This window comes from Mycobacterium sp. GA-2829, assembly GCF_001499965.1.
Lineage (GTDB): Bacteria > Actinomycetota > Actinomycetes > Mycobacteriales > Mycobacteriaceae > Mycobacterium.
Window position 1 is genome coordinate 1 of sequence record NZ_LQIT01000003.1, and the last position, 16,516, is coordinate 16,516.

The following is a 16,516-nucleotide window of genomic DNA, read 5'->3' on the forward strand; positions in this document are numbered from 1 at the left end:
GGTGGGCGGGCCGCTCTGCTGGCCCGCGGCGGGGAAGCCGCCGGTCGACGGGCCGCCACCGCCGGGGTAGCCGCCGTACTGCGACGGGTAACCGGGACGCTGCTGCTGCGGGGCCTGCTGGTGCGAACCGGTGTGGTGCTGCTGCGGCTGGTGCTGCTGACCGTAGTAACCACCGGGCGCGCCGTACTGGCCGTACTGCTGCTGTTGCTGGTCGTACTTGGGCCGCGGCGTGGGCGGGGTCAGGACGCCGGTGTCGAAGAGCAGCGCCGCGACGGCCGAACCGGCCTGCAGCAGCGACAGCACGATCAGCGCGTAGAGCGCCCAGCCGATGGACGCCTCCGACGGTTTGTTGATCAGTTCGGCGATCACGAGCAGCAGTGCGAGTACCGACAGCACCGCCGCGACGGCCACGTAGGTGCGACCCTTCGACAGCAGGGTGACGCCGGCGAGCAGACCCGCGGCGAGCGCGGCGACGACCGCAAGGCCGATGCCCAGCGTCGAACCGCTGACGGTGCCGCCCTGGCCGAGGAAGTCGGTCGCACTGACCTGGAAGATTGGACCGAAGTTGCAGAGATACACCAGCAGGCCCAGGGCCGCCACGACCATCAGCAGATAGGCGGGCAGCTTGTTGGGGCCTTCGCCCGCGGCGGGCTGCTCGGGAAGTTTGCCGAAGTGCTGTGTCGGCGCCGAGAACTGGGTGGTGGGTTGATTGGCCGGTGGATATCCGGGGCTACCGGGTGAGTAGGTCATGACCTCTCCTGTGCTGATCGGGCGTCTGACGTGGGCAACGCGTGCGCATGAACACGGACCACCTGAGCAATTCGATCTCCCACGCTAGCGCACCGACCGTCACACCCGGTCAACGACGGGTGCCTAAGTCAGGTCATACCGTCGTGAGCACCGGGGCGTCCGCCGAGGACGTCTCGGACGCCTCGATCTCGCGCACCAACGGCAGCACGTTGGCGCCGAAGTACTCGATCTCTTCCTGGAAGTGCAGGAAGCCGCCGAGGATCAGGTCCACGCCGCGTTTGCGGTAGGCCGCAATGCGTTCGGCGATCTGCTCGGGTGTGCCGATCAGCTGGGTGCGGAAGCCGTCGTTGTACTGGACGAGGTCCTCGAAGGTGGAATCGGCCCACATCCCCTTCTTGTCGCCGGTCGAGTTCCCGGCCTGTTGCACGGCGCTGCGGAACCCCTCGACGGCGGGCCGGTTGGCCTTGTCGATGATCTCGCGGAGGACGTCACGGGCTTCTTTCTCGGTGTCCCGGGCGATGATGAACCCGTTGAGCCCGACCTTGACCTCGCGGCCGGCCTCTCTGGCGTGGTCACGCACCTCGACGATCTGTTCGGTGATGCCGTCGAAGTCCTTGCCGTTGGAGAAGTACCAGTCGGCGTAGCGGCCGCCGTTACGGCGCGCGGCCGTGGAGTTGCCGCCCTGAAACAGTTCGGGGTTGGGCCGCTCGGGCGTGTTCACCGGTTTGGGTTTGAGGGTGAAGTCGTGGATGCGGTAGAAGTCGCCACGGAAGTCCACGTCGTCCTCGGTCCAGATCTGGCGCAGCACCTGCAGGAACTCCGCGCTGCGGCGGTAGCGCTCGTCGTGTTCGAGCCACGGCTCCCCCAGATGGGTGAATTCGTCCTTGAACCACCCGGAGACGACGTTGACGGCGAACCGGCCGCCCGACAGGTGGTCGGCGGTGGCGCCGAGTTTGGCCAGCACGGCAGGCTGCCACAGCCCGGGGTGCACCGCGGCGATCACCTTGAGCCGCTCGGTGGCCAGCAGCAGCGCGAGGCTGAAACTGGTCGACTCGTGCTGGTACTCGGCGCCGTAGCTGGCCTCGTAGCGCACCTGGCTGAGCGCGTACTCGAACCCGTTGTTCTCCGCGGTCTGCGCGAGCTTGCGGTTGTACTCGTAGTTCCAGTCGGTGCGCTGTTCGATGTCGCTGGTCACCAGTCCGCCACTGACGTTGGGCACCCAGTAGGCGAACTTGACGTGGTCGGCGATGCGTTCGGTGCTCATGGCTCCCATGGCAGCAACCCGCGCGGCCGCCGTCACGGGTATGGATCTGCACGATCCGAATCCGCACGGTCACCCTTGCCCTTCGGACTAGAACACGTTCTAATCCGTGCATGGACTTCGGGCTCGTACTGTTCACCAGCGATCGCGGCATCACCCCGGCCTCGGCGGCCAGACTGGCCGACGACCACGGCTTCCGCACGTTCTACGTCCCCGAGCACACCCACATCCCGATCAAGCGGGAGGCGGCGCACCCGACCACCGGGGACGAGTCGCTGCCCGACGACCGCTACATGCGCACCCTCGATCCGTGGGTGTCGCTGGGGACGGCGTGCGCGGTGACGTCGCGGGTGGGCTTGTCGACCGCGGTGGCCCTGCCGGTGGAGCACGATCCGATCACATTGGCGAAGTCGATCGCCACGCTGGACCACCTGTCCGGCGGGCGCGTGTCGTTGGGCGTCGGATTCGGTTGGAACACCGACGAATTGGCCGACCACAAGGTGCCCCCGGGCCGTCGGCGCACCATGCTGCGCGAGTACCTCGAGGCGATGCGGGCGCTGTGGACGCAGGAGGAGGCGTCGTATGCGGGTGAGTTCGTGAACTTCGGGCCCTCTTGGGCGTGGCCCAAGCCGGTGCAGTCGCACATCCCGGTGCTCGTCGGCGCCGCGGGTACCGAGAAGAACTTCAAGTGGATCGCGCGCTCGGCGGACGGCTGGATCACCACGCCGCGCGACTTCGACATCGACGCCCCGGTCAAGCTGCTGCAGGACACCTGGGCCGCCGCCGGACGCGACGGCGCACCGCAGATCCGGGCCCTGGACTACAAGCCCGACGCCGAGAAGCTGGCCCACTGGCGCGAACTCGGGGTCACCGAGGTGGTGTTCGGCGTGCCGGACAAGTCGGAGGCCGAGGTCGCCGCCTACGTGGAGCGGTTGGCGGGCAAGCTCTCCGCGCTGGTCTAGTCGTACTGATTCCGCCGAGACTGCGCACAGATCGCGTTTTCGTCGCCGAACGCGATCTCCCAGCAGTCTCGGCGAGGGGTCAGGCCAGGGTGGCGATGTTCTTGTCGCCGTCGGCGCGCACCGCGATCGCCGCGCCGAGCGGGTCGCCCTCGGTCATCAGCGCGACCAGGTCGGCGTCCTCGGTGATCGCCATGAACCGCGAGCCGTCGGCGTCCAGGCGGCCGATGATGATGCCCGTGCGCACCGGCCAGTCGTAGCGCACCGAGTACGTCTCGACGGTGCCGGTGCCATCGACGTGCCGGGTCACGGGCACCGTCGGCAGCGCGGCGATCTCGGCCTGCAGGGCCTCGCCGCGGTCGGCCGCCCAGTCGGCGGGTTCGGTCGAGTACACGCCCACCGAATACTTGCTCATCACACCGCCGTTGGCACCCACGAGCCCGTACGCCCCGGGGTTGTCGCGCATCGCGGTGACGGTCTCGGCGATCCCGTGCAGCGAGTAGCTGTTGCCCGGACCGCCGAAGTACGGCAGCCCGCCGGTGAGTGTGAGCCCGCGCGGATCGTCGGCCGCCAGCCCGAACTCGTCGCAGACCGCGAACACCGGGAACGGGAAGCAGCTGTACAGGTCGAACGTGGCGACGTCGTCGATCCCGATACCCGCCACCCGAAGCGCCTCGGCCACAGCGTTTCTCGCCGACACGCTGATATCGAGCCGTTCGCGGTCCAGCAGGGCCTGCTCGGTTTGGTCGGCGTGCCCGCGCAGGTACACCCACTTGTCCTCGGGCACCCCGAGCCTGCGGGCGGCGGCCACCGACATGACGATCGCCGCGGCGCCCTGGTTGACGGTGTCGCGGGCGACGAGCAGCCGCGGGTACGGGTCGCAGATCATCCGGTTGGCGTCGGTGACGGTGACGATCTCGTCGACCGAACGTTCCACCGGCGACGACGAGTACGGGTTCTTGGCCGCCACCGCCGAGAACGGTGCGAACAGTTCGGCCATCTCACGGCGGTAGTCTTCGACGCCGAGGCCGCGGGCGGCGCGGCGCGCGTTGTCGAGCAGCCCGTACTGCACCGGGGCGCCGGTCAGCCCGTGCGCGACGGTGTAGTCGCTCATGTACTGCTCGAACCCGTAGCCGCGGTCCTCGAGCTGGCCGCCGACCTTCTCGGTGTGGTCGGGTTTGTCGGATTCTTCCCTCGCGAACGTCTTGAGCGTCGAGCCGTTCTCCGAACCGAGGATCAACGCCACTTCGATGTCCCCGGCCGCGATCGCCCCCGCGAACTCCGTCATCAGCTTCTGCGGACCGTTGCCGCCGATCGGTTCGAGCACCGCGCGCGCCGGGTCGGCGCCGACGCGCTTCGCCACCGAGCGCACATAGTTGTCCGAGGCGCCCAGCGGCGGGTCGCCGAACGGCGTGCAGATCTCGAACTGCCGCAATCCGGCGAACACCTCGATCGCCTGCGCGACGGCGCCCACGTCGGCGCCGGTGTCGACCAGCGCGGCGCGGGTGGCCTCGGTGGCCAGGTCGACTGCCGACATGCCCCGGTAGTCGTCATCGTCGATGCGCTCGGTGAACTGTCCGACGCCGACGACGACCGGTGTGCGCGGATCGACCATGACAACCTCCCGGGCGATTGTTAATTCGTCAGGCTAACCGAAGACTGGAACACGTTCCAATTCGGTTCGGCACCCTTGGGCACCCTTGACCGCATTGTCACTTAGTGACACAGTGGCGCTGTCACTAAGTGACACGAAGGGAGGTCGGAACCATCGGCGACAAGCAGGAGCAGGCGCGGCTGTCGGTGTCCCGGCACGCCTGCGCATTGTTCTGGGAGCGGGGGGTCGCGGGCACGGGCGGCGACGACATCGCCGCGGCCGCCGGGCTGTCCACCCGCACGATCTGGCGGTACTTCCGCTCGAAGGAGAGCTGCGTCGAACCATTGCTCGCGCGCTCGGCCGAACGGTTCGTCGCGGTCCTGCAGCGGTGGCCGCACGAGCTGTCGCTGTCCGAACACCTCGCCACCAACGCCTACACGCACCCGTTCTCACCGCAGGACATCGAGGACGAGATCAGCGCGATGCGGATCGCGACCATGACCGCGTCGGAACCTGCCCTGCGCACCGCGTACCTGATGGTCCACGACGAAATGGAACGCGGGTTCATCCCGGTGATCGCCGACCGGCTCGGCCTGCCGGAGACCGACCTGACGGTGCGGCTGAGCGCGGCCGCCGTCACCGGGGCGTTCCGCGTCGTCGACGAGGACGTCAGCCGCGCGGTGATCGTCGAAGGTGCGCAGGTCACCGCCGAGGAGACGCTCGCACTCATCGACCGCGCGATCCGCGAAGCCACCAACGGCCGCCTGGGCGGACCGGTCACCTAACCGCACCCGACACCGACAACGGACCTGCCGCCGCAGGCCCGGCGACCAACGCCGCCCACCACCGGAAAGGACCACCACAATGCCACTCCCCAAACGGATCTCAGTGGAGGACTTCTTCAGCCCACCCGTCCGCGCCGGCGCGACGATCTCACCGGACGGCACGCGCATCGCCTACCTCGCACCGTGGCACAACCGGCTCAACGTGTGGGTCGAGAACCTCGACGGCTCAGGAACGCGGTGTGTCACCGCCGACGGCAATCGCAGCGTCTACATCTTCGGTTGGACCCACGACTCCCGCTGGCTGCTCTACCTGCAGGACAGCGGCGGCGACGAGAACTGGCACGTCTACCGCGTCGACCCCGACGCCGCCGAGACGTCCGTGCAAGACCTAACCCCCTTCCCCGGCGCCCGCGCGCACTTCGAGTTGCTCAAGGCCCGGCCGGGCAAGGCCGTCGTTCAGATCAACACCCGCACAACGGAACTGCTCGACGCCTACGAACTGGACATCGCCAGCGGGGAGCTCACGCTGCTGGCGGAGAACCCAGGAACCGTCGTCGGCTGGATCAGCGGCCCCGGCGGGGAACTGTTCACCAACACCCTGACCGCCGACGGGGACATCGAGATCTCGCAGTGGGAGCCGGACACGGGGACGCTGCGGGCGGTCGTCACCTACGACGGCGCCGACTACCCGCTCGGCATCCATCCCATCGCCGTCACCCCGGACGGCAAGGGGCTGTGGCTGGGGTCCACCCGCGGCAGCGACCGCACCCGGCTCGTACACGTCGACGTCGCGACCGGTGAGGAGACCGAGGTGGACAGCCACCCGACCTTCGACCTCGCCGCCCAGATCGGGCTGCCCTCACCGATGATCCTCAGCGATGCGACCGGCGAGCTGATCGGGGCCCGCTACTACGGGGAACGCCAGGTCATCCATCCGCTGGACGCGACCTTCGCCGCGGTACTGCGGAATCTCACCGCGCTGTCCGACGGCGACGTGTCGGCACTGTCCTCCGACAGCAGTGGGCGCCGCTGGGTGGTCACGTTCGCCCACGACCGCGATCCGTTCGTCACCTATCTCTACGACCACCCGACGGGCGAGAGCCGTCAGTTGTTCCGGCCGTACCCGCAGTTGGATCCGCAGGCGCTGGCCCCGATGACACCGGTGAGCATCACCGCGCGCGACGGCCTCGCGCTGCCGTCGTATCTGACGCTGCCGGTAGGGGTTGAACCGGTGGGACTGCCCACGGTGCTGCTCGTCCACGGTGGGCCGTGGGCCAGGGACTGCTGGACGTTCCTGCCCGAGGTGCAGTTGCTCGCCAACCGTGGATACGCAGTTCTGCAGGTCAACTTCCGCGGCTCGACGGGCTTCGGCAAGGCCTTCACCAAGGCGGCCATCGGCCAGTTCGCCGGCGCGATGCACGACGATCTCATCGACGCCGTGGACTGGGCCGTCGACCAAGGGTTCGCCGACCGGGACCGGGTCGCGATCTTCGGCGGCTCCTACGGCGGGTACGCCGCGCTGGTCGGCGTCACGTTCACTCCGGACGTGTTCGCCGCGGCCATCGACTACGTGGGAATCTCCAGCCTGCCCAACTTCATGCGCACGCTGCCGACGATCGCGCGGCCGTTCCTGGCCAACAACTGGCACGCCTACGTCGGCGACCCGTCGGACCCCGCGCAGGAGGCCGACATGCTGGCCCGCTCCCCCATCACCCGCGTCGACCGGATCCGCACCCCGCTGCTGGTCATCCAGGGCGCCAACGACTCTCGCGTCGTAAAGGCCGAATCGGACAACCTCGTGGAGGCCCTGCGCGCCCGCGGCGTCGAGGTGGAGTACATGGTCAAGGACGACGAGGGACACGGATTCCTCAACCCGGACAACCAGATCGACATGTACCAGGCGGTCGAACGGTTCCTCGCCGAGCATTTGGGCGGGCGAGCCTAAGGGCGAACACGAAACTGCGGCCAGATCACGAATCCCGGAGGAATCGCGATCTGACCGCAGTCTCGGCGTAGTACTACTTGCCCTGCAGGATCTCCCGCGCGAGGGAGGCGGTCTCCGACGGGGTCTTGCCGACCTTCACGCCGGCGGCCTCGAGGGCCTCCTTCTTCGCGGCGGCGGTGCCCGACGAGCCGGACACGATCGCGCCCGCGTGGCCCATCGTCTTGCCCTCGGGGGCGGTGAAGCCCGCGACGTAGCCGACGACCGGCTTGCTCACGTTGGCCTTGATGTAGTCGGCCGCGCGCTCCTCGGCGTCGCCGCCGATCTCGCCGATCATCACGATGATCTTGGTCTCGGGATCCTTCTCGAACGCCTCGATGGCGTCGATGTGGGTGGTGCCGATGACCGGGTCACCGCCGATGCCGATGGCGGTCGAGAAGCCGAGATCGCGCAGCTCGTACATCATCTGGTAGGTCAGCGTGCCCGACTTCGACACCAGGCCGATCGGACCCTTGCCGGTGATGTTGTTCGGCGTGATGCCGACCAGCGACTCACCGGGGGTGATGATGCCCGGGCAGTTGGGGCCGATGATGCGGGTCTTCTCGCCCTTCTCGACGTTATAGGCCCACGCGTAGGCGGTGTCCTGCACCGGGATGCCCTCGGTGATGACGACCAGCAGCGGGATCTCGGCGTCGATGGCCTCGATGATCGCGTCCTTGGCGAACTTCGGCGGCACGAAGGCGATCGACACGTCGGCGCCGGTCTCCTTCATCGCCTCGGCGACACTGCCGAACACCGGGATTTCGACGTCGTTGCCATCTTTATCTTGGTGCTGGACCTTGGTGCCGGCCTTGCGGGCGTTCACGCCGCCCACGATCTGGGTGCCGGCCTTGAGCATCAGCTTGGTGTGCTTGGTGCCCTCGCCGCCGGTGATGCCCTGGACGATGACCTTGGAGTCTTTGTTCAGAAAGATCGACATTCTTCGCGTCCCTTACTTCGCGGCCAGCTCGGCGGCCTTGTCGGCGCCTTCGTCCATGGTCTGGGCGAGCACCACCAGCGGGTGGTTGGCGTCGGCGAGGATCTTGCGGCCCTCGTCGACACGGTTGCCGTCGAGGCGCACGACGAGCGGCTTGTTGGCCTCCTCGCCGAGGATCTCCAGCGCCTTGACGATGCCGTTGGCGACCGCGTCGCAGGCGGTGATGCCGCCGAACACGTTGACGAACACGCTCTTGACCTGCTCGTCGTTCAGGATCACGTCGAGCCCGTTGGCCATCACCTCGGCCGAGGCGCCGCCGCCGATGTCGAGGAAGTTGGCCGGCTTCACGCCGCCGTGCTTCTCACCGGCGTAGGCGACCACGTCGAGCGTCGACATGACCAGGCCCGCACCGTTGCCGATGATGCCGACCTGCCCGTCGAGCTTGACGTAGTTGAGGTCGTTCTCCTTGGCCTTGAGCTCCAGCGGATCGGTGGCGTCCTTGTCCTCGAACTCCGCGTGGCCTTCCTGGCGGAAGTCGGCGTTGGCGTCCAGGGTGACCTTGCCGTCGAGGGCCAGGATCTGATCGTCGGGCGTGCGCACCAGCGGGTTGACCTCGACCAGGGTCGCGTCCTCCTTGGTGAAGACCTCCCACAGCTTGGCGATGGTCACCGCGGCGGCGTCGAGCACCTCGGCGGGCAGGTGGCCCTTCTCGGCGATCTCGCGGGCGAAGGCCTCGTCGACACCCTTGACGGCGTCGACGGGGATGCGGGCGAGGCGGTCGGGCTTGGTGGCGGCGACCTCTTCGATCTCCATACCGCCCTCGACCGAGCACATGGCCAGGTAGGTGCGGTTGGCGCGGTCGAGCAGGAAGGAGATGTAGTACTCCTCGGCGATGTCGCTCGCCTCGGCGACCAGCAGCTTCTTGACGACGTGGCCCTTGATGTCCAGGCCGAGGATGTTCTGCGCGTGGGTGAAGGCGTCGTCCGGAGTGGCCGCGTACTTCACGCCGCCGGCCTTACCGCGGCCGCCGACCTTGACCTGCGCCTTGACCATCACGGGCTTGCCGATCTCCTCGGCGATCGCCTTGGCGTCCTCGGCGGTGTCGGTCACCCGGCCAGGCGTGGTCGGGACGTTGTGCTTGGCGAACAGCTCCTTCGCCTGATACTCGAAAAGGTCCATGGACTCACTGTCTGTCTGCGTTGACGATCACTATTGTTCGAAGGTTTCCACCCAAAGGGGCTCGTGGGAACTGTATCGACACCGGGTGGGCCGGTCGTCACCGCCCACCGCGGATGTGGGAGATCTCACCGCCGCTCTAACGTGATACACCTCACAGTTTTCGGCGTCCCAGGTTCACGGCTTGCCACTCTCATTGGGATTTGGTTAACGTGCCATCTGGTCTAGCTAGGTAACGGTCTGGTCACGACAAAAGGACTCTTCAGGTTGGCAGCGCATCGTTCGTCCCGATCCCGTCAGGGAGCGTCGCCGAACGCCCGCCAGCCGCAAGGGATTTCGATCCCCGCCGAGCGCGCCGCCGAAGTCACCGACATCATCCCGTTCAACGAATTCGGCGATCTCGACGACTTCGACTTCCGTGACAGCACCGCATTCGATCGGGACGTGGAGATCATCCGCGCCCCCGAACTCGACGACCTGCACGACACCGACGACCTGATCCCACTGCGGTTGGCGGTCCCCGCGCACTTCCGCGCCGAGGGTGACGACGCCGCATCGTCGCGTGGACCGCGCAGCACCCGCGCCTACCGCGACAGCCACACCGACGTCAGCGACGGCACCGCAGCCACCGACATCATCGACCTGCGCGGCCGCCGTGGCGCACACCGCAAAGAGGCCGAGGGCCCGATCAAGAGCCGCCTGGTGATCGCCGCCATGGCCGCGGGCGCGACCGCCGCGGGCGCGTACTCGATGACCCAGAACTCGGCACCGGCCGGGAACGACACGGTGCTGGCCGCGGATGCGACGTCGACGGTCGAGGGCGCCTCGATCAGCGGCTCCGTCGACGGTATGCAGATCGTGTCGGTCGCCTCGACCACGAACTCCGCGGTGCATACCGAGGAGATCCGGAAGGCCGCCGCCTTCGCCCAGGAACGCGCCGAGCGCGAGGCGCGTCAGCTGCGTCCCCTCTACGTCATGCCCACCAAGGGTGTGTGGACCTCAGGCTTCGGCTACCGCTGGGGCGTGCTGCACGGCGGGATCGACATCGCCGGTCCGATCGGCACGCCGATCCTCGCCGCCGCCGACGGTGTGGTGACCGACGTCGGCCCCACCGCCGGGTACGGCGCCTGGGTGAAGCTGCGTCACGCCGACGGGACCGTCACCCTCTACGGTCACCTCAACACCTGGTCGGTGAGCGTGGGTGAGCAGGTGATGGCCGGTGATCAGATCGCCACGATGGGCAACCGCGGCAATTCGACGGGACCGCACCTGCACTTCGAGGTCCTCGTCAACGGCTCGAACCGTATCGACCCGGTGGGTTGGCTGGCCAAGCGCGGCCTGACCACCGGCAGCTATGTTGGCTGAGTGAGCTCAGCCGATTCGACTGGCCAACCAGGCGATCCGGACGACACCAGGATCATCCGACGGCACCCGACCGGCGCACAGCCCGTCGTGCCGAGTGCCCAGCAGACCGGCATCATCCGCCGTCACCCGACCGGGGCGTTGCCCACGGGCCAGGACCCGCAGACCACCTACATCGAGCCACCCGCCCTCGGCGACGGCGCTCAGACGTCCTACATCCCGCGACCCCGCCCGGTGGAGATCCCCCCGACGGTCGTCGTCGCCAATCCCCGGACCGCGATCGCCGCGGCGGTGCTGGCGATCCTGACCGGCTGGGCGACCGCCGTCATCGCCACGGACCTGATCGCCGGCTGGTGGAGCACCGACCGGCTGTTCTGCGTGGCCATCGGGTTCCTGACGGCGATCTCGGCCGCCGCATCGATCGGCGGCCTGGTGATGCTGCTGTTGCGCCGCCGGATGAGCAGGCTGCTGATCGTGGTGGGCTGCGCGATAGGGCTGCTGATCTTCGGCAGTCTCTTCGTCGCGGGTGCCCGCTTCCCGTGGATCGTCTACGCGATCCCGGTGCTGCCGGTCGCGGCGATCGTGCTCACGCTGCTGCCCGCCACGGGCCGGTGGGCGCAGTCGGGTTAGCCGCCGCTACGACCGCCGAGACTGCTGCCAGATCGTCGGAATACGGAAATCCGTGATCTCACCGCAGTCTCGGCGATCTAGAGCTTCTGGATCGGCGCGTGGTTGTGCATGAGCTTGACCCGGCCGGCGCTGCCGAAGTCGATCAGCGACATCGCGGACTCCCCGACGCCGGAGACCTCCTCGACGCGGCCGAGGCCGTACTTGTCGTGGTTGATGCGGTCGCCCGGTTCGAGCACGATCAGCGCCTTCTTCCCGCCACCGGTCCGCATCGGCGACGGCCGCGGTGCGCCGAAGCCCGCACCGGCGCCGGAGCCGCCCGACATCCGGCCCGGGGCGCTCAGCCCCGACGGGGCGGGGTCGGTGCGCCGCCAGTCGATGAGCTCCTGCGGGATCTCACGCAGGAACCGCGACTCCGGGTTGAGCATGGGCTGGCCCCACGACGAGCGCACCTTCGCGCGGCTGAGGTACAACCGCTGGCGCGCGCGGGTGATGCCGACGTAGGCCAGTCGCCGTTCCTCGGACAGTTCGTTGGGGTCGCCGAGGGCGCGCATGTGCGGGAACATGCCGTCCTCCCAGCCGGTGACGAACACGACCGGGAACTCCAGGCCCTTGGCGGTGTGCAGTGTCATCATCGTCACCACCCCCGAACCGTGTTCGGGGATGTCGTCGGCGTCGGCCACCAGCGACACCCGCTCGAGGAACTGCGCGAGCACGCCGGTGTCGGGGACGTCCTCGTCGACGGGTTCGTCGAGGTCTTCGGCCAGTGCGGCGGCGTTGGCCCGGTCGATGCTGAATTCGTGTGCGACGCTGACCAATTCGTTGAGGTTGTCCAGCCGCGCAAGGTCCTGCGGGTCGTTGGACGCCTCGAGTTCGGCGCGGTAGCCGGTCCGGTCGAGCACCGCTTCCACGAGTTCGCCGAGTTCGTCGCCGAGCCGGCCGCGCAGATCGTCGAGCATCTCCACGAAGCTCTTGATGCACTTCTCCGAGCGGGTGTTGAGCATCGGCACCTTGCCCTCGGCGGCGGCCTGTAGGGCGTCGTTGAAGCTGGCTCCGGTGTTCTCGGCGTACACGGCGACGCACGCCTCGGCGCGGTCGCCGATGCCGCGGCGCGGGGTGTTGAGGATGCGGCGCATGCTCACCGAATCGCCGGGGTTGTCGAGCACCCGCAGGTAGGCGACGATGTCGCGGATCTCGCGGCGTTCGTAGAAGCGGACGCCGCCGACCACCTTGTACGGGATGCCGGCGCGGATGAACACCTCTTCCAGCGCGCGCGAGCTGTTGTTGGTGCGGTAGAAGACCGCGAAGTCGTTGTAGGAGTGCCCGTCATCGGCCAGCCGGTCGATCTCCTGGGCGACGAAACGCGCCTCGTCGTGCTCGTTGTCGGCGACGTAGCCGACGATCAGCTCACCCTGCCCGGAGTCGGTCCACAGCCGCTTCTCACGGCGGCCCGCGTTGCGGGCGATCACTGCGTTGGCGGCGTTGAGGATCGTCTGGGTGGAGCGGTAGTTCTGCTCGAGCAGGATGGTCGTCGCGTTCGGGTAGTCGCGCTCGAAATCCTCGATGTTGCGGATCGTCGCGCCGCGGAACGCGTAGATCGACTGGTCGGCGTCGCCCACCACGCACAGCTCCGCCGGCGGCACGCCATCGGATTCGGGCAGGTCGTGGCCGACCAACTCGCGCACCAGCACGTACTGGGCGTGGTTGGTGTCCTGGTACTCGTCGACCAGGATGTGCCGGAACCGGCGACGGTAGTACTGCGCGATCTGCGGGAACCGTTGCAGCACCGCGACCGTCTCACCGATGAGGTCGTCGAAGTCGAGGGCGTTGGCCGCGCGCAGCCTGCGCTGGTACTCGGCGTAGACGTCGGCGATGATGCGGGCCAGGTCGTCGGCGGCCTCGGACGCCTCGGCAGCGGCCTGTTCGGGCCCGATCAGCTCGTTCTTGAGGTTCGAGATGCCGTTGGACAGCAGCCGCGGCGAGTATTTCTTGGTGTCCAGGCCCATGTCCTTGCCGATCATCAGCAGCAGGCGGCGGGAGTCGTCGGCGTCGTAGATCGAGAAGTTCGAGTTCAGGCCGGGCAGCAGCGAGGCCTGGTTGCGCAGGATCCGCACGCAGGTCGAGTGGAACGTCGCCACCCACATCGACCGCGCACGCGGGCCGACCAGCCCGACCACGCGTTCGCGCATCTCCGCGGCGGCCTTGTTGGTGAACGTGATGGCCAGCACCTGACCGACGCCGACGTCGCGGGCGGCCAGCAGGTAGGCGATGCGCCGGGTCAGCACCGCGGTCTTCCCGGAGCCGGCGCCGGCAACGATCAGCAGCGGGGAGCCCTCGTGCAGAACCGCCTGGCGCTGCTGCGGGTTGAGGCCGTCGAGGAGTTCCTCGGCGCTGTCGTACGGCCGGGATCTCGGTTCAGTCACGTTCACACTCATGTCCGTCCCAACTTACCGCCGGAGGGCGACAGTCTTTGCGCTGGCACGGCCGCAGGTGGCAGACTGACAACCGTGCTTGACCAGTCACGATTTTTTTACGGGTACCGGCCCGCGGTGCCCGTGGTCTAGCTGCTTCCCCCAGCCCCGCGGTCCGCATTCGGATCCGGGGCTCTTCTCTTGTGTGAGGCCCGAACCGGATGAGACCAGAACCCCCACACGAGGAGTCTGAGATGAGTGTTGAAACCGACCAGTCGCTCGACATCGACGCGCTGCGTCAGGAGATCGACCACCTCGACGCCGCCATCCTCGAGGCCGTGCAGCGGCGCACCGAGGTGTCCAAGCTCATCGGCAAGGCCCGGATGGCCTCCGGCGGCACCCGCCTGGTGCACAGCCGGGAGATGAAGGTCATCGAGCGCTACAGCGTGCTCGGCCCGGAGGGTAAGGATCTGGCGATGCTGCTGCTGCGGCTGGGCCGCGGCCGCCTCGGCCACTAGCGATTTCGGTGTACGTGGTTGCGCCTGGCGCAACGAATTACACCGAAATCACTTCGCGGCGAGCGCTTCGGTCAGCCACGGCGTGAGCCATTCGACGGCTTCCTTCGTCGGGTGCACGCCGTCGTCGCGCATCTGGATGCCCTCGACCCAATTGGTGTAGTAGCCGCGCGGTGACAGCTTCTTGTTGAAGTCGAGCACGGTGACGTTGCGGCGGGTGGCGATGACCTCGCGCAGCAGCTCGTTCCACGCGTCGGCGCGGTCCGGATCGTCCTCGGGGTAGAGCGTCCCGTCGGCCTGTTCGGCGCGCCGGTTGTAGGGCGCGGTGGTGACGACGACGCGCGCACCCGTCGACCCGAGGATGTCCAGCGCCCGGTTCAGCTCACCGCGCAGGTACGCGTCGTAGGCGTCATCGCCGACGTGTGTCCACTTCCCCTCGTTGACCCGGTCGACCAGTTCCCACCGCCCGATCATCAGCAGCACGACATCGGGGCGGTCGTGGTCGATGCGCTGCGCCCAGCGGATCGGCCACGTCTCGCATTCGGGTTTCTGCGTCAGCGTCTGCCCGGTCGTCTTGTACGGCCCGCCGCGGGCGATACCGCAGCCGATGGTCGTGTAGTTCGAGAAGTGCAGGCCCGGGGTGTCCGGCAGGTAGCGCATCAGCGTCCACGCCACCGAATCGCCGAACACCGCGACGCTGCGGGTGCCCGGCGGCCGCTGCACGCCGACTTCGCCGATCGGCGCCGGCCGTTCCGGCAGTACCGCGGCGGCCGAGGCGATGTCGAGCAGATCGGGTCCGGAGTCCTCGGTGGGCTGCACGCCGATGGGGACGACGGAGATGGTCACGACGGCCGCGGTCGCGGCGGTGGCCAGCGCCAGCGGCAGCTGCGGCACCGTGGCGGGTCGCCAATGCCGGACCGGCCGCTCGATCAGCCAGTAGCTCAGCACCGCCACCGACAGCGTCGCGGCGCAGCGAGCGGCGAACAGCGGCCAACCCGTCCAGCCGGTGCGTTCCCCGTTGAGGAACTGGAAGATCGGCCAGTGCCACAGGTAGACGCCGTAGGAGACGGCGCCGAGCCACACCAGCGGCGGGCAGGCCAACATCCGCGCGATCGGGCCGCCCTGATCCAGCGCCACCGTCGCGACCACCAGCACCGCGGCCGCGGCGGCCGCGGTGAACAGGCCCATCCGGTACTCGGCGGGCGCCCCCGTCGCGTAGTGGGCCAGCACCCCCAACCCGGCCAACCCGACCAGCGACAGCACCCGCGCCACCCAGCGGACCCAGCGCGCGCGGATCGGGGTGCCCAGCGTGACCGTCGACCAGTCGCGCACCAGCAGCGCGGCCGCGGCGGCGCCGATCAGCAGGGCCTGCACGCGGGTGTCGGTGCCGAAGTACACACGGTTGGCGGTGGCCTCGGAGGTGAGCAGCACCGCGACCGTCGCCGACGCGGCCGCGACCGCGATCGCCACCCCGAACACACCCCAGCGCACGGCGCGTAGCGTCGGCATCGCGCGCCGCAGTGTCAGCACCCCGACGACGGCGACCAGCAGCAGCGGCCACACCAGGTAGAACTGCTCCTCCACCCCGAGCGACCAGGTGTGCTGGAGCGGGGAGGGCGGGCTGCCCTGGGAGAAGTAGTCGGTCTCCTGCGCGACGAACGCCCAGTTCGCGACCCAGAAGAACGCGGCGACGGCGTCGTCGCGCAGCGAGGTGACGGCGTCGGGTGGGAAGAACACGCGCGCCGCGACGACCGCCGACACCATGACGAGCAGGGCGGGCAGCAGCCGGCGGGCCCGCCGGATCCAGAATCCGCGCAGACCGATCCGACCGGTGCGGCCGAGTTCGTCGAGCAGCAGCGAGGTGATGAGGAACCCGCTGAGGACGAAGAAGACGTCGACGCCGAGGAACCCGCCGGCGACCCCGGGGATGCCGCCATGGTCGGCGAGGACGAGCGCGACCGCGACGGCGCGGAGGCCGTCGAGCGCGGGGATGTCCCGCCTGCCCGCGCTGCCGCGCCGCGTGCGCGCGGCGACCGGCGCCACCCAGCGCCGATGCGCGGCTACGCGGACCGGCGCCGCAGTCACGTCCATGACCTCCAAGATCGGGATCCGAGCAAGGAAGTCTATGGCGGCCGCGGCGCCGAATCCGGCAGGCGCG

The 16,516-nt window shown here is 68.6% G+C and carries 13 protein-coding genes; 6 read left to right on the forward strand and 7 right to left on the reverse strand.

The window, feature by feature from the left end; genetic code table 11:
• On the reverse strand, positions 1-750 hold a 750-nt coding region (locus tag AU194_RS02705), incomplete at its 3' end, for a DUF5336 domain-containing protein (RefSeq protein ID WP_059087694.1).
• A 133-nt stretch (positions 751-883) separates the two neighbouring features.
• A complete protein-coding gene (gene sfnG, locus AU194_RS02710) occupies positions 884-2,014 on the reverse strand; it encodes a dimethylsulfone monooxygenase SfnG (RefSeq protein ID WP_059087695.1) in 1,131 nt (376 codons plus the stop codon).
• Between the two features lie 110 nt (positions 2,015-2,124).
• Between sfnG and AU194_RS02715 the strand changes: the two genes are divergently transcribed.
• Positions 2,125-2,973 (forward strand): LLM class F420-dependent oxidoreductase, encoded by an 849-nt coding sequence (locus AU194_RS02715; protein ID WP_059087696.1) that lies wholly within the window; start codon positions 2,125-2,127, stop codon positions 2,971-2,973.
• Between the two features lie 79 nt (positions 2,974-3,052).
• Here AU194_RS02715 and AU194_RS02720 read toward each other — a convergent pair whose 3' ends face one another.
• Complete coding sequence (locus AU194_RS02720; protein WP_059087697.1) at positions 3,053-4,585, reverse strand: acetyl-CoA acetyltransferase; 1,533 nt, start codon at positions 4,583-4,585, stop codon at positions 3,053-3,055.
• A 152-nt stretch (positions 4,586-4,737) separates the two neighbouring features.
• On the opposite strand from AU194_RS02720, the gene AU194_RS02725 reads away from it, so the two are divergent.
• Together AU194_RS02725 and AU194_RS02730 are read left to right on the forward strand one after the other, a co-directional pair.
• Positions 4,738-5,349 (forward strand): TetR/AcrR family transcriptional regulator, encoded by a 612-nt coding sequence (locus AU194_RS02725; RefSeq protein ID WP_197417500.1) that lies wholly within the window; start codon positions 4,738-4,740, stop codon positions 5,347-5,349.
• A 79-nt stretch (positions 5,350-5,428) separates the two neighbouring features.
• Positions 5,429-7,294 (forward strand): S9 family peptidase, encoded by a 1,866-nt coding sequence (locus AU194_RS02730; RefSeq protein ID WP_059087698.1) that lies wholly within the window; start codon positions 5,429-5,431, stop codon positions 7,292-7,294.
• 73 nt (positions 7,295-7,367) lie between these two features.
• Here AU194_RS02730 and sucD read toward each other — a convergent pair whose 3' ends face one another.
• Together sucD and sucC are read right to left on the reverse strand one after the other, a co-directional pair.
• Positions 7,368-8,270, reverse strand: a complete 903-nt coding sequence (gene sucD / locus AU194_RS02735) for a succinate--CoA ligase subunit alpha (protein ID WP_059087699.1) — start codon at positions 8,268-8,270, stop codon at positions 7,368-7,370.
• A gap of 12 nt (positions 8,271-8,282) precedes the next feature.
• Positions 8,283-9,446 (reverse strand): ADP-forming succinate--CoA ligase subunit beta, encoded by a 1,164-nt coding sequence (gene sucC, locus AU194_RS02740; RefSeq protein ID WP_059087700.1) that lies wholly within the window; start codon positions 9,444-9,446, stop codon positions 8,283-8,285.
• 264 nt (positions 9,447-9,710) lie between these two features.
• Here sucC and AU194_RS02745 point away from each other — a divergent pair, with 264 nt between their 5' ends.
• Both AU194_RS02745 and AU194_RS02750 read left to right on the forward strand, forming a co-directional pair.
• On the forward strand, positions 9,711-10,808 hold the full coding sequence (locus AU194_RS02745) for a M23 family metallopeptidase (protein WP_059087701.1): 1,098 nt from the start codon (positions 9,711-9,713) through the stop codon (positions 10,806-10,808).
• Positions 10,809-11,435, forward strand: coding sequence for a hypothetical protein (locus tag AU194_RS02750; RefSeq protein WP_059087702.1), 627 nt, complete (start codon positions 10,809-10,811; stop codon positions 11,433-11,435).
• A 77-nt stretch (positions 11,436-11,512) separates the two neighbouring features.
• Here AU194_RS02750 and pcrA read toward each other — a convergent pair whose 3' ends face one another.
• Positions 11,513-13,867, reverse strand: coding sequence for a DNA helicase PcrA (pcrA, locus tag AU194_RS02755; RefSeq protein WP_059087703.1), 2,355 nt, complete (start codon positions 13,865-13,867; stop codon positions 11,513-11,515).
• Between the two features lie 197 nt (positions 13,868-14,064).
• On the opposite strand from pcrA, the gene AU194_RS02760 reads away from it, so the two are divergent.
• Positions 14,065-14,361: a chorismate mutase gene (locus AU194_RS02760; RefSeq protein WP_059087704.1), complete on the forward strand. Its 297-nt coding sequence runs from the start codon at positions 14,065-14,067 to the stop codon at positions 14,359-14,361.
• 48 nt (positions 14,362-14,409) lie between these two features.
• On the opposite strand, the gene AU194_RS02765 is transcribed toward AU194_RS02760, so the two are convergent.
• A complete protein-coding gene (locus AU194_RS02765) occupies positions 14,410-16,449 on the reverse strand; it encodes an acyltransferase family protein (protein ID WP_082698448.1) in 2,040 nt (679 codons plus the stop codon).
• Positions 16,450-16,516: the final 67 nt, after the last annotated feature.

What these genes read in the sequence shown, in the direction of transcription:
- sfnG (WP_059087695.1), bottom strand. Translation starts at nt 2,014, where the DNA reads ATGAGCACCGAACGCATCGCCGACCACGTCAAGTTCGCCTACTGGGTG.
- AU194_RS02715 (WP_059087696.1), top strand. Translation starts at nt 2,125, where the DNA reads ATGGACTTCGGGCTCGTACTGTTCACCAGCGATCGCGGCATCACCCCG.
- AU194_RS02720 (WP_059087697.1), bottom strand. Translation starts at nt 4,585, where the DNA reads ATGGTCGATCCGCGCACACCGGTCGTCGTCGGCGTCGGACAGTTCACC.
- AU194_RS02730 (WP_059087698.1), top strand. Translation starts at nt 5,429, where the DNA reads ATGCCACTCCCCAAACGGATCTCAGTGGAGGACTTCTTCAGCCCACCC.
- sucD (WP_059087699.1), bottom strand. Translation starts at nt 8,270, where the DNA reads ATGTCGATCTTTCTGAACAAAGACTCCAAGGTCATCGTCCAGGGCATC.
- sucC (WP_059087700.1), bottom strand. Translation starts at nt 9,446, where the DNA reads ATGGACCTTTTCGAGTATCAGGCGAAGGAGCTGTTCGCCAAGCACAAC.
- pcrA (WP_059087703.1), bottom strand. Translation starts at nt 13,867, where the DNA reads ATGAGTGTGAACGTGACTGAACCGAGATCCCGGCCGTACGACAGCGCC.
- AU194_RS02760 (WP_059087704.1), top strand. Translation starts at nt 14,065, where the DNA reads ATGAGACCAGAACCCCCACACGAGGAGTCTGAGATGAGTGTTGAAACC.
- AU194_RS02765 (WP_082698448.1), bottom strand. Translation starts at nt 16,449, where the DNA reads ATGGACGTGACTGCGGCGCCGGTCCGCGTAGCCGCGCATCGGCGCTGG.